Raw genomic sequence first — 12923 nt, 5'->3', positions numbered from 1 at the left:
ACGTTTTCATGTGGTCGGCGGGGGACACCCGCCGAACCGCTGACGAGAGGCTCTGCCTTGTCCCACCTGACCAGCACCGATACCAACACCGACCCCACCGCCGGCCTGGGGTTCGACCCGGACGCGCTGCGGGCGAGGTACCGCCAGGAGCGGGACCGGCGCGTCCGGCCGGACGGCGCGGCGCAGTACCGGCGCGCCGCGGGGGAGTGGGGCTACTACGCGGCCGACCCGTACACCGAGCGGGTCGAGCGGGAGCCGCTGACCGACCGCGTCGAGGTGCTGGTGGTGGGCGGCGGGTTCGGCGGCCTGCTCACCGGCGCCCGGCTGCGCGAGGCCGGCGTCGAGTCGCTGCGGATGATGGACGAGGCGGGCGACTTCGGCGGCACCTGGTACTGGAACCGGTACCCGGGCATCCACTGCGACATCGAGTCGTACGTGTACATGCCGCTGCTGGAGGAGACAGGCTACGTGCCGAAGTGGCGGTACGCGCCCGGCGAGGAGATCCGGCAGCACGCCGTGCGGATCGCCGAGCACTACGGCCTGTACCGGGACGCCGTCTTCCACACGCGCGTCACGGAGCTGCGCTGGGACGACGACACCGACGAGTGGCTGGTGCGGACCGACCGCGGCGACACCATGCGGGCCCGGCACGTCGTGGTGTCCTCGGGCACGCTCTCGCAGGCGAAACTGCCCGGCATCCCGGGCATCGAGGACTTCCGCGGCCACACGTTCCACACCAGCCGCTGGGACTACGGGTACACGGGCGGCACGGCGGACGGCGGCCTGACGGGCCTCGCCGACAAGCGCGTCGCCGTGATCGGCACCGGGGCCACGGGGTTGCAGGCCATCCCGCACGTCGCCCGGGACGCGGCGCACCTCTACGTGCTGCAGCGGACGCCGTCGTCGGTGGACGTGCGCGACAACCGGCCCACCGACCCGGCGTGGGCGGCGAGCCTGCGGCCGGGCTGGCAGCGGGAGCGGATGGAGAACTTCCTGGCGATCCTGGCGGGAGAGGACGTCGCGGAGGACCTGACGCGCGACGGCTGGACGGGCACCGCGCGGCTGCAGCGCCAGATGATCACGGGCGCCGTGGACACGACGCTCGACCCGGCCGAGCGCGAGCGGCTCGACGAGCTGGCCGACTTCGTCAAGATGAACCAGATCCGGGCGCGGGTCGACGAGGTGGTCACCGACCCGGTCACCGCCGAGGCGCTCAAGCCCTGGTACCGGTACATGTGCAAGCGGCCGGGCTTCAGCGACCAGTACCTGCAGTCGTTCAACCGGCCGAACGTGACGCTCGTGGACACCGCGGACCACGGCGGGGTGACCCGGATGACCGAGACCGGCGTGGTGGTGGGCGAGGACGAGTACGAGGTGGACTGCGTCATCTTCGCCACCGGCTTCGAGGTCGGGGTCTCGGGCGTGGTGTCGGGCACGCTGCCCGTCCTCGGCCGCGGCGGCGCCCCGCTGCTGGGCGCCTGGGCGCGCGGCCCGCGCACGCTGCACGGCTTCTACACACACGGGTTCCCCAACCTGTTCCACCTGGGCGCGGCGCAGAACGCCAACTCGGTGAACTTCGTGCACATCCTGCAGGAGCAGGCCGGGCACATCGCCGCCGTCGTCGCCCGCGCCGCCAAGACCGGCGCGCGCTACGTCGAACCGGCGGAGGAGGCGCAGGACGCCTGGGCCGCCACCATCGCACAGGCGGGGGACGGGCAGGACAACTCGGCGTTCCTGGCCGAGTGCACGCCCGGGTACTACAACGGTGAGGGCACGCGGAAGGGCGGCGCGCCGACGTCGTACAGCCCCGGGCCGGTCGCCTTCCACCGCGTGCTCGCGCAGTGGCGCGAGGGCGACATGAGCGAGGTGCTGGTGCTGCCGGAGGTGGCACCCGCGGGGGAGGCCGGGCGATGAGGGGCGGGTCCGTGGCCCCTGCGGTCGGCGCGCTCGCTCTTGCGCTCTCGTTGGCGGGGTGCGCGGCCGGCCCGACGGCGGAGGCGCCGGCGTCGTCGGGCGAGGCACCCTCCGGCGTCGTGCAGCGGGTCACCGCCGAGCGGGTCCTCCAGGTCACCTCCGTGCACGAGGAGACGGGGATGACCCTGCTGGAGGGGCCCACGTTCCTGGACGACGGCCGGCTCCACCTGGTCGACGTCACCGCGCCCGCCGGCGAGCCCAAGGTCCTGGCCGTCGACGTCGACAGGCGCGAGGTCGACGCCGTGTACACCGACGCGGTGGGCGCCTATACGTCCGCCCAGGTCAGCCCCTACGACGACCGGTTGTACCTCACCGACTACGCCGCTGGCCGCATCGTCAGCATCACCCCGGACGGCACCGACCCGCGCGTCTTCGCCGACGGGCGGGTCAAGGGCCGGGCGATGCACCTGGACGACCTGACGTTCGACGACGACGGCCACCTCTACGTGACGGACTCCTCGCCCGTCGCCTACCCCGAGGGGACGGCGGACGGCCGCGTGCTGCGGTTCGACCGCGACACCGCCAGGGCGTCCGTGCTGGCCGGGAACCTGCCCAACCCGAACGGCATCTCGTTCGACCTGGACGGCGGCGCGCTGTGGGTCAGCCAGCTCGACGCCAACCGGATCGACCGGCTCGTCCTCGACGGGACGGGAAGGGCAGTGACGGCGGGGCACGCGGCGATCCAGGTCGACGGCGGCGTCGCGCAGACCGACTCGAACGCCGTCGACGCCGCGGGCAACCTCTACCAGGGCATGCACGGCCTGCCCGAGGTCCGCGTCTACGGGCCGGACGGCACGCACCTGACCACGGTCTCGGTCCCGGACGGCGACGACGGGCTGCTGTCCGCGACGAACCTCGCGATCCGGCCGGGCACCACTGACGCCTACGTGACGGTCAGCGGTCCGGCGGGCGGGTTCGTCTACCGGTTCGACGCCCTGGCCCAGGGAGTACGCCAGTCGAACGGCGGCTGACGGGGCGCGCGCCCCGGACGCCTTCGATGGATGATCGACTGTGGCCACACCGCAGCCGAGCCGGCCGTCGTCGTACGTCCCGCTGCCCGCACCGGACCCGTCGGTGCGGGCGGCGGACGACGTCACGCGCGACCTCGGCGTCGACCCCGCCACCGGGCTGACCGCGGCCGAGGCCGCCCGCCGCCTGGCCGCCGACGGCCCCAACGAGCTGCGCTCGCGGCCGCCGGTGCCGCTGTGGCGCAAGGTGCTGGACCAGTTCCAGGACCCGCTCGTGGCGCTGCTGCTCGTGGCGGTGGCCATCTCGCTGGCCGTCTGGTGGGTCGAGGACGCGCAGGGCGTGCCCGTCGACGCCGTCGTGATCGCGGCCATCGTGGTGCTCAACGCGGTGCTCGGCCTGGTCCAGGAGAACAAGGCCGAGAGCGCCGTCGCGGCGCTGCGGACCATGACCGAGGCGATGTCCACGGTGCTGCGCGACGGGCGCCGGGTCACCGTGCGGTCGGCCGAGCTGGTGCGCGGCGACGTGCTCGTCCTGGCCGAGGGGGACGCCGTCGGCGCGGACGCCCGTCTGCTGAGCGCGACCGCCCTGCGGGTCCAGGAGTCCTCGCTGACGGGGGAGAGCGAGGCGGTGCTCAAGGACGCCGCCGTGCTCGCGGCCCCGGCGCCGCTGGGCGACCGGTTCGACATGGTCTACAAGGGCACCGCCGTGGCCCAGGGCGTGGGACGGGCAGTCGTCGTGGCCACCGGCATGAGCACCCAGATGGGCGACATCGCCCGGCTGCTCGACTCCACCGAGGAGGAGGTCACCCCGCTGCAGCGCGAGATCGCGCACGTCAGTCGGGTGCTCGGCCTCACGGTGATCGGCATCGCCGTGGTCGTGATGGTCCTGGCGGCCGTCGTCAACGAGGTCCGCACGCCCGCCGACCTCGTCACCGTGCTGCTGCTCGGTGTCTCGCTCGCCGTGGCCGCCGTGCCCGAGGGGCTGCCCGCCATCCTGTCGGTGGTCCTCGCCGTCGGCGTGCAGGCCATGGCGCGGCGCAACGCCGTCGTCAAGAAGCTGCACTCCGCCGAGACGCTCGGCTCGGCGTCCGTCATCGCGTCGGACAAGACCGGCACCCTGACCAAGAACGAGATGACCATCCAGCGGGTGGTCACGGCGTCGGGCGAGGTGATGCTGACCGGCGTCGGCTACCGGCCGGAGGGGGAGGCGCTGGCCGTTGGTCCCGGCGGTTCGGGCGACGGCGACGCCGGGCCCCTGACCGACGAGCGGCGCACCCGGGAGGCGGTCATGGTGCTCGGCGGCGGCTCCCTCGCCAACGACGCGCAGCTCGTCGAGACCGACGGCGCATGGACCGTCCAGGGCGACCCCACCGAGGCCGCCTTCCTCGTGGCCGCGCACAAGCTCGCCGGCACCGTGGACCGCGTCGCCGGGTTCGAGCGGCGCGGCGAGGTGCCGTTCACGTCCGAGCGCAAGCTCATGTCCGCGCTCGTGGACCCGCCCGGCGACGGCGCCTGGGCGCTCGTCACCAAGGGCGCGCCCGACGTGCTCCTGCCGCGCTGCACCGACCTACAGGTCGGCGACGAGACGGTCCCGCTCGACGACGAGCGGCGGGCCGTGGCGCTCGCCCAGGTCGAGCGCCTGTCCGGGCAGGCGTACCGCACGCTCGGCGTCGCCTACCGGCGGGTCCCCGAGGACACCGGGCCCGAGGGCCTGGAGGAGCACGAGTCCGACCTGGTCTACCTGGGCGTGGTCGGCATCATCGACCCGCCCCGGCCCGAGGTCGCCGCCGCGGTGGCCGAGGCCCGCCGGGCCGGCGTCCGCGTCATGATGATCACCGGCGACCACCCGGTCACGGCCACCCGGATCGCGAGCGACCTGGGCATCGTGGAGCCCGGCGCCCGCGCCGTCACCGGCACCGAGCTGGACGCCCTGGACGCCGCCGGGCTGCGCGAGACCACCCGCGGCGTCTCGGTCTATGCGCGCGTGGCCCCGCAGAACAAGCTGCAGATCGTGGACGCGCTCCAGGCCGACGGGCACGTGGTGGCGATGACCGGCGACGGCGTGAACGACGCCCCGGCGCTGAAGACCGCCGACATCGGCGTGGCCATGGGCATCACCGGGACCGAGGTGACCAAGGAGTCGGCCAAGATGATCCTCGGCGACGACAACTTCGCCACGATCGTCGTGGCCGTGCGCCAGGGCCGGATCATCTTCGACAACATCAAGAAGTTCCTGCGCTACCTGCTCTCCTCGAACATGGGCGAGGTGTGCACGGTGCTGCTCGGCGTGGTGCTGGCCGGGGTGGTCGGCCTGGAGGGGGCCGCCGGGGGCGAGGCCGTGGTCGTGCCGCTGCTGGCGACCCAGATCCTGTGGATCAACCTCGTCACCGACTCCGGGCCGGCACTCGCCATGGGCGTGGACCCGGAGACCGACGACGTGATGGCCCGGCCGCCGCGCGGCCCGAACGAGCGGATCATCGACGGCCGCATGTGGACCGGCGTGCTGAGCATCGGGCTCGTCATGGGCGTGGCCACCCTGCTGACCATCGACATCTTCCTGCCCGGCGGCCTGGTCGAGGGCGGCGACGACCTCACCGTGGCCCGCACCGCCGGGTTCACCACCCTCGTCCTGGCCCAGCTCTTCAACGTGCTCAACTCCCGCTCCGAGACCACGAGCGCGTTCCACCGCATGTTCGTGAACCGGTGGCTGTGGGGCGCCATCGCGCTCGGGGTGCTGCTCCAGGTGGCCGTCGTGGAGGTGCCGTTCCTCCAGGTGGCGTTCGGCACCGCCGGACTGGACCTGGCGCACTGGGCGGTGGCGGTCGGGATGGCGTCGTCCGTGCTGTGGTTCGACGAGCTGCGCAAGCTGGTGTGGCGGTGGCGGCATCGCGCCGGGGCGTGAGCCGCGGTCACGGGGTGACGGCGGGGCCGGGCGCGTCGGTGTACTCCACCGGCTTTCCGGTCCGGTGCGCGTAACGGATCTCACGTCGCGTGGACTCCCCGACGTACCCGCCCGGATTGACCACCACGACGCGGTCGGCGACGTCGATCTTCGCGAGGTGCAGTGTGCCGAGCGCGGCCTTCTGGTCGTCGGTGATCTGGGCGTCGGTGTTCTGTTCGTCGGCGACCCGGTCGCCGGGGTGCCCGAGCTCAGCGGGGGCGAGGACGATCGCTCCGGCGAGGGTGAGGTCACGGTTCACCGCGCGGAGCTCCTGGGCGAACCGGGCCGAGCCGCACAGGCACACGATCTGGGGGCGGGAATCCAACGAGGCCTCCTTTCCTGGGCCGCGCCGGTGAGCGCGGGTGAAGGTGCTCGCCGGCTGGCGACGTGATGGTGATGGTGATGGTGATGGTGATGGTGATGGTGATGGTGCCACGAAGAGCCTCGTGTCGAACCCTCCTGGCGGTACGACGACATCGTGCCGCTGGCGTGTCCCCTCCCGTGACGCCCTCCTGGGCCTGGACGGCTTCGCTGCGATCGATGTGTCCCACCGCGGCGAGGTGACGATCGTGCCGACCTGGTCCCGCCGAGCGTGGTCGGCCGTCAGCGGTGCGGGGCCGGCGCCGTGGGGCATGATCGTGACGACGTCGAGCTGACCGACCGGCCCTGGTTTACGCGGCGGGCAGAACAACGAGCGGGTGTCAGCGGCTGGGCATAGGATCGTACAAGTGTTGGGCTCAATGGTGGCGATGGTTTTGATTTATTGTGGGAAGGGGTGACGGTATGGGCCAGGAGTGGGTCGACGGCGGGGAGCAGGCAAGTGCGACGGCGGTCGCTCGCCGGCCCGGTGAGAAGGTCGCGCGGAGCTGCCCTGCGGCGTGGCAGGACGATGACGTCGTGACCACGGTGTCCGTCGTGCGCGCCGACGATCCCACGTACGGCAAGATGCCTGACGACGCGTGGCTCGCAGCATTGTTCGCCGAGGGCGACGCTCTGTTCGGGGCTCGTGACGAGCGGTGCACCCTGGGCGTGCCTGCGGTTCCGGACCGGTTCGACATGGCGCCCGACGATGCGTTGACTCATGGTGCCGTGGCACTGTGGCCGGTCGAGGTGCTGCGGGAGGCGCTGGCCGGTGCGCCGGGTGTCGAGCTGGCGCACGTGGTTGCCGAGTACACCGGGCTGGGTGCCGCACCGCGCCGCGCTGCGGGGGTCGCTCGTACTGTCGGGTCCGCTGTCGCGGCTGCTGGCGGACGCCCTGTCCCCGAGGCTGGGTCGGATCCGCTTGCCGCGTTGTCCGACGATCTGCTGGGGGAGCTGGTCGGTGCGTGCGCTCGGTTGCAGTCGTGGGCGGCGGGTGTGCAGGCGCGGGCCGTGGGGGAGCGGGTGGCGTGTGAGTCGAGTCCGTTGGCTCATGACTCGTTGGTCGGGCAGGTGACGGCCGAGTTGGTGGTGACGCAGGCTGAGGGGTCTGAGGTGGTGGTGCGTGCCGAGTCGGGTGCGGAGCATCCGACGGTGATCACGGCGCTCGTCACGGGTCGGATCGACGTGCGTAAGGCGCACACGCTGCTGCGGTCGGCGGCTGATCTGACGGTGGCCGAGCGGGCCGAGGCGATCGCGCGGTATCTGCCGCAGGCTCCGTATCGGACGTGGCGGTGGCTGCGGAACAAGCTCCTCGCGTTCGCGAAGGCGCGGCACGGATCGGCGGAGACCGCGAGGATTGCCGCGGAGGCCCGCAACGTGCAGATCGACCGGGCGGAGAACGACATGGGTTGGCTGTCGGCGTATCTGCCTGCGGTGGACGCGGCGGCGGTGTGGGGTGTGGTGGATGACATGGCGCACCAGCTTCGGTATATCGCCGGTGAGGAGCGCACGCTGGGTCAGCTTCGTGCGGACTGTCTGACCGGGATCGTGACGGGCCGGCTGGTGCCGGCGGACCGGTTCGCGGCCACCGGCGTCCCAGGGAGCGGGTCGGCCGACAGGACGAGCGCCGACGACGCCACTCCGTTCTGTAGCTGCGGTGGCCGGGCGCCCGTGGTCCAGGAGACCGGCGTGCGGGTGACGCCGACCCGGCCGGTGGTGCGGGTGACGGTCCCGGCGAGCACGCTCCTGGGCCTGGACGACGCCCCGGGTGAGCTCGACGGGTTCGGGCCCGTCCCGGCCGAGACGGCTCGGCTGATCGCCCAGGACGCCACCTGGCGGCGGCTCGTGACGGACCCGGTGACGGGGGTGCTGGTCGATTACTCGTCACAGGCGTACACGCCAGGCAAGGTACTCCGGGCGGCGGTGGAGGCCCGTGACGGGACCTGCACGTTCATCGGGTGCGACACCCCGGCGATGACCTGCGACCTGGACCACATCGAACCCTTCGACCACGAGTGGAGAGAGCGGGCGGGCGCCGCGGGCAAGAACCAGCCCGGACAGACCAACGCGTGGAACCTGCACGCACTCTGCCGCCGGCACCACCTGCTCAAGACCCATGCCGGCTGGGGCGTCGAACGTGACCCGGTCACCGGGATCACCACCTGGACCACGCCCGCGGGCAGCACCCACGCCCGGCCGCCCACGGTCCTGGACACCCGGGTCGACCTGGACCAGGTCGACCCGGGCACCAGCGGTGACCTGACGATGCGGGCTCTCACCGGACGGCGGTTGCCCCGTGCCTACCTCACGGCCGACCCGGCCGAGCCGGCGGCAGCTGCCACCGACTCGTCCGGGTCGGGGGTGCCGCCGTTCTGAGCGAGGTCCGACCGTGCCTCACGCCGCGTCGCGGAACGCCTCCGCGGCGTGCAGCAGGTAGTAGGCCAGCCCGGTCTGCTGCTGTTCGAGCATCCGCCGGTGGAAGTCGTCCGCGACGAAGAAGCGTGCCTGGCCTGCGAAGCCGTCCGGGTCGGTCGGGTGCGTGACGCTCAGAGCCGCGAGGTGCCGCTCGATCGCGCTCACCACCGTCGGGTCGTCGGCGCGCAGCCCGGCGCGCAGCGCGTCGGCCATGGTCGTCATGAACGCGGTGGCCTCGGCGGCGGCCGCGTTCATCCGGTCGGCGTCGAGCGCGGCCGTGTCGAGCTCGACGCCGTAGGCGTCCCGCAGGTGCGCGTTCTGCTCCTCGAGGGCGTCCTGCCAGCCGGCCTGGTCCAGGCCGGTGAACATGCTGTCGGCAGCCATGGGTTCTCCCTTTCTCTCGTGTGCGATGGCCTGCTCGAGCGTCGCCAGCACCTGGGCGAGCCGTGCTCCGCGTGACCGGAGCATGGTGCGCTGGTCCAGCAGGCACTCGAGCCGGGAGGCGCGACCCGACAGGGCCTCCGCGATCGCGTCCAGCGGCATGTCCAGCTCCCGGAAGAACAGGATCTGCTGGAGTCGCTCGAGGTCGTCGTCCGAGTAGGACCGGTAGTCGTTGTGCTCGTCCCGTGCGGGGACGAGGAGCCCGATCCGGTCGTAGTGGTACAGCGTCTTGAGCGTGACTCCCGACAGCCGGGAGACGCGGGTGATCGTGTAGGTCATGGGTCTCACCTCCTGCGCAACACCGTCGACCCTCCCCTGAGGGTAGGGTCAAGCGCCGTCCGCGCGGCCGGCCGCGGGCGCGCTCCCTAGACTCCGTCGCATGGCAGCCTCCCCCCGTCCCGACGACGTGCGGGGGTCCTGGCAGCGCGATACACGGGCGTCGGTCGGCCGGACCTTCCCCGTACCCGCGGGCGCGCCCGCCGCGTTCACGATCGTCGTCGAGACGCACGTCGTCGAGGTCGCCACGGAGTGGGAGCCGCACGTCCACCCCGCGTACGAGCTCGTCCGGGTGCGGCACGGCACGCTGACCGCCCGGCTGGCCGGCCAGGTGTTCACCATCTCGGAGGGTTTCGGCCTGGGGGTGCCGGCCGGCCTGGAGCACGCCGGCCGGCTGACGGCGGGGGTCGAGCTGTACGACGTGTTCTTCGCGCCCGACCGCACCCCGCCCGTCCTCGACGGCCCCACGGCCGTGGCGATGGGGCCGGTGCTCCAGGCGCTCCTGGTCCACCTGGCGCGGCGGGACCTCGATCCCGACGCGCGTGCGCGGGCGGAGGCGGTGGTCTTCGACGTGCTGGAGCCCTCGGACCGGCCGCGCACGCCGTCGTCGCGCACGCCCGTTCCCTGGGCCTCGTCCAGGTCACGTGGGAGGGGTGGACGGCGGGGCCGGACGCCGCCGACGCGGGTTTCGCCCCGCTCCAGGCGCCGTCCGTGGCCGACGTCGGGCAGCCGCCGACCGGGTACGTGCGCTGGCTCGCGGACGCCGGCGCCGACCCCGGCCCCGACCCGGCCGAGCCCCCGCACTACCGGCAGACCACCCACTTCACGTGCGGGCCGTCCGCCGCACTGATGGAGCAGGCGCACCGGGGCGCGATCCGCGCGGACGGGCTGGACCGGCGGCTGGAGCTGTCGCTCTGGCGGGAGGCCACCAACTTCCCGTCGTGCGACCCGGTGCGGCTGGGGCTCGCCGTGCGGCGTCGCTGGCCGGACTCCGCCGTCGCCGTCGCGCTCGACACCGACCGGCCGGTCTTCCTGGACGCGTACCCGGAGGGCGACCGGGACTGGCGCGCCCTGCTCCAGGAGGTCTCCCGCGAGGAGGCCGTCGCGGCCGGCCTCGCGATCGACGGCCGCCACCTCACCCTGCCCGGCCTCCGGGCCGCCCTGGCCGACGGCGAGCGCGTGCTGCTGCTCGTCTACCTGACCGCCATGCTCGGGTTCGACGTGCCCCGGACGCCGCCCTCGACGCCATGTCCCGGATGGAGGACGCCGGGTACCGGGCGGCGGTGCGGATCAGCTGAGCCCGGCGAGCTGCGCCCGGGCCGCGTCGGCCCGCCGGCGGTCGCCCAGCGCCTCGCGGATCTCGACGGCTCGCTCCAGGTCGGCGGCCGCCTCGGCCGTCCGCCCGGTCGCGGCGAGCGCCAGGGCCCGCGCGCGCAGGTACATGGCGCGGTGGGACGGCACGTCGAGCTCGTCGACGGCTGGTGCGGCGGCGTCCGCGGTCGCGAGCGCGCCCGCACCGTCGCCGAGCTCGACGAGGTTCTTGACGATGGCGGACGCGGCGGCGATCCGCGTGGTCAGCGCGATGTCGCGGGGGAACCGGTCGGGGCGCTGTGTCAGCAGGTCGATCGCCGCCCGGTCGGCGCCGATGGCGTCGGCACGCCGTCCGAGCAGGATGAAGGCCTCGGCGAGCATGCGGTGGGTCTGCAGCAGGCCGGCCGCGTCGTCGGCGTCCGTGAAGCAGCGGCGGGCCGCCCGGGCGTCGCGCACGACGTCGTCGGGTGCGCCGAGCAGCAGCTCGCACCAGCCCGTGTAGTAGAGGGCCCAGCCCTCCTGGGCGCGATTGCCCGCGCGCCGCGCGACGTCGCGGGCGCGGTGCGCGTGGACCAGGCCTGTGGCCGGGTCGTCCCGGGTGTAGAGCTCGGCCCAGCTCAGGTAGCCGAGCTGGGTGGCCAGCAGGTCGTCGTCGGCGAGGCGCTCCGCGGCCTCGACGGCCAGGCCATAGACCTGGTGCCACTGCCCCCACATCGCCCACAGGTCGGAGAACCAGTGCAGGGACTCGGCCACCCGCACCACGGTGGCGTCGTCCTTGTCGGCGGCGGCGGCGCGCAGGGCGGCGAACCAGTGGTCGGCCTCGGCGTGCAGCCAGGCGCTCGCGGCCTCCCGGGTCGACAGGTCGGCCAGGCCGGGCAGGGCCGGGCCCCGGCCGTGTGCGGGCTCGAACCAGAGCCCGGCGTCGACGGTGGTGCGCAGCAGCCACTGTCGCAGCCGCAAGGCGTGCTCGGCCTGCGCGCGCGGTCCCTCGTCCTCGCGCAGCCGGGCCCTGGCGAAGAAGCGGAGCAGGTCGTGCAGGTGGTAGCGGTCGTGGGTGGCGGCCTCCAGCAGGCCGAGGTCGACGAGCTCGTCGAGCAGGTCCACGGCGGTGTGCCGGCCGGTCTCGGCGAGCACGGCGCCGAGCTCGGCGGTGAAGGCGGGACCGGTCAGGGCGCCGAGGCGCCGGAAGAGCGTGCGTGCGGCGTCGGAGAGCTGGTCGTAGGACATGCCGAACGCCTTGCGCAGCTCCAGGTCGCCGGCCCGGAACCCGTCGAGGCGGTGGTCCTCGGAGGCGAGCCGGTCGGCGAGCCCGCCCGCGGTCCAGCCGCGGTGGCTCGCCACGCGGTTGCCGGCGATGCGCAGGGCGAGCGGGCAGCCGTCGCAGAGGTCCGCGAGCCGGTGCAGGTCGGGGTCGTTCGCCTGGCCGGCGGGAATGACGCGGCGCAGGAGCTCCACGGCGTCGTCGTGCGCGAGCCGCCCGAGCTCCACGCGGAGCGAGGCGTCGAGCCCGGCGAGGGGGCGGCGTGCCGTGACGATGACGGCGGACGGCCCGGTGGCGGGCAGCACGGGGCGTACCTGGTCCTCGCCGGCCGCGTCGTCGAGCACCACCAGGATCCGGCGGTCGGCCAGGAGCGAGCGCCAGAGGGCGGCGGCGTCGTCCAGGCGGTGCGGTACGGCCCGGACGGCCGGTTCGCAGGCCTGGATCAGGCGGCGGAGCACCAGGAGCGGGTCGAGCGGGCCGGCGCCGAATCCGCCGAGGTCGATGTACCGGACGGCGTCGAACCGTTCGCGGACGTCGCTCGCGGCGCGCACCGCGAGCGACGTCTTGCCGAGCACCGCGGGACCGGAGAGCACCACCAGCGGCGAGGGCGCGCCGTCGCGGCCCGAGGTCACGTGCTCGCCGATGGCGGACAGCTCGGCGTCCCGCCCCACGAGGTCGGCGACGGCACGGGGGAGCGGCAGCGGGGTGGTGGCCCCGGCCGGGGGCCGGTGCCGGCCCGCGCGGGCGGCCGCGCGGAGCGTGTCCCGGTCGGCGGGCGCCAGGCGCAGGGCACCGGCAAGGAGGTCGACCGTGCGCCGCTGCGGACCCTGGCTGGCGCCGCGCTCGATGTCGCTGATGGTGCGGTCGCTCACCCCGGAGAGCACCGCGAGCCGTTCGAGCGTCAGGTCTGCCTCGTGGCGGTGCCGACGGAGCAGCGGGCCCAGCGACTCGGTCATCTCTCCCCATTCCTGCGTGC

9 protein-coding genes and 1 pseudogene are annotated in these 12923 nt (G+C 73.8%); 7 read left to right on the top strand and 3 right to left on the bottom strand.

The genetic code is table 11. The features are described 5' to 3' along the window. Nucleotides 1-57 precede the first annotated feature (57 nt). Genes ACIPN7_RS11720 through ACIPN7_RS11710 form a run of 3 tightly spaced genes read left to right on the top strand, consistent with a single transcriptional unit; the run spans nucleotide 58 to nucleotide 5844 of the window. Nucleotides 58-1914, top strand: coding sequence for a flavin-containing monooxygenase (locus tag ACIPN7_RS11720; RefSeq protein ID WP_400541606.1), 1857 nt, complete (start codon nucleotides 58-60; stop codon nucleotides 1912-1914). Between the two features lie 11 nt (nucleotides 1915-1925). Beyond that, complete coding sequence (locus ACIPN7_RS11715) at nucleotides 1926-2945, top strand: SMP-30/gluconolactonase/LRE family protein (protein WP_400541603.1); 1020 nt, start codon at nucleotides 1926-1928, stop codon at nucleotides 2943-2945. Between the two features lie 40 nt (nucleotides 2946-2985). Next, entirely contained in the window at nucleotides 2986-5844 is a 2859-nt protein-coding gene (locus tag ACIPN7_RS11710) for a cation-translocating P-type ATPase (RefSeq protein WP_400541600.1), read from the top strand. A gap of 7 nt (nucleotides 5845-5851) precedes the next feature. On the opposite strand, the gene ACIPN7_RS11705 is transcribed toward ACIPN7_RS11710, so the two are convergent. After that, the gene (locus ACIPN7_RS11705) at nucleotides 5852-6208 is read right to left on the bottom strand and encodes a hypothetical protein (protein ID WP_400541597.1); all 357 of its coding nucleotides are present in this window, start codon (nucleotides 6206-6208) and stop codon (nucleotides 5852-5854) included. A gap of 121 nt (nucleotides 6209-6329) precedes the next feature. Between ACIPN7_RS11705 and ACIPN7_RS11700 the strand changes: the two genes are divergently transcribed. Together ACIPN7_RS11700 and ACIPN7_RS11695 are read left to right on the top strand one after the other, a co-directional pair. After that, complete coding sequence (locus ACIPN7_RS11700; protein ID WP_400541594.1) at nucleotides 6330-6539, top strand: hypothetical protein; 210 nt, start codon at nucleotides 6330-6332, stop codon at nucleotides 6537-6539. 241 nt (nucleotides 6540-6780) lie between these two features. Beyond that, complete coding sequence (locus ACIPN7_RS11695) at nucleotides 6781-8619, top strand: HNH endonuclease (RefSeq protein ID WP_400541591.1); 1839 nt, start codon at nucleotides 6781-6783, stop codon at nucleotides 8617-8619. Between the two features lie 18 nt (nucleotides 8620-8637). Here the strand turns inward: ACIPN7_RS11695 and ACIPN7_RS11690 are convergent, their stop codons facing one another. Next, on the bottom strand, nucleotides 8638-9378 hold the full coding sequence (locus ACIPN7_RS11690; protein ID WP_400541588.1) for a MerR family transcriptional regulator: 741 nt from the start codon (nucleotides 9376-9378) through the stop codon (nucleotides 8638-8640). A gap of 100 nt (nucleotides 9379-9478) precedes the next feature. On the opposite strand from ACIPN7_RS11690, the gene ACIPN7_RS11685 reads away from it, so the two are divergent. Beyond that, entirely contained in the window at nucleotides 9479-10225 is a 747-nt protein-coding gene (locus tag ACIPN7_RS11685; protein ID WP_400541585.1) for an AraC family ligand binding domain-containing protein, read from the top strand. Continuing rightward, nucleotides 10225-10542, top strand: a pseudogene (locus ACIPN7_RS11680) (peptidase C39 family protein); the annotation flags it as partial. The gene ACIPN7_RS11685 and the pseudogene ACIPN7_RS11680, both read left to right, overlap by 1 nt. Nucleotides 10543-10665: 123 nt before the next feature. On the opposite strand, the gene ACIPN7_RS11675 reads toward ACIPN7_RS11680, so the two are convergent. Continuing rightward, on the bottom strand, nucleotides 10666-12903 hold the full coding sequence (locus ACIPN7_RS11675; RefSeq protein ID WP_400541582.1) for an ATP-binding protein: 2238 nt from the start codon (nucleotides 12901-12903) through the stop codon (nucleotides 10666-10668). Between the last annotated feature and the right edge of the window lie 20 nt (nucleotides 12904-12923).

The organism is Promicromonospora sp. NPDC090134 (assembly GCF_044746965.1).
Taxonomy (GTDB): Bacteria; Actinomycetota; Actinomycetes; order Actinomycetales; family Cellulomonadaceae; genus Promicromonospora.
The sequence above is the reverse complement of the archived record's forward strand: the minus strand, read 5'-3'. Positions and strand labels throughout refer to the sequence as shown.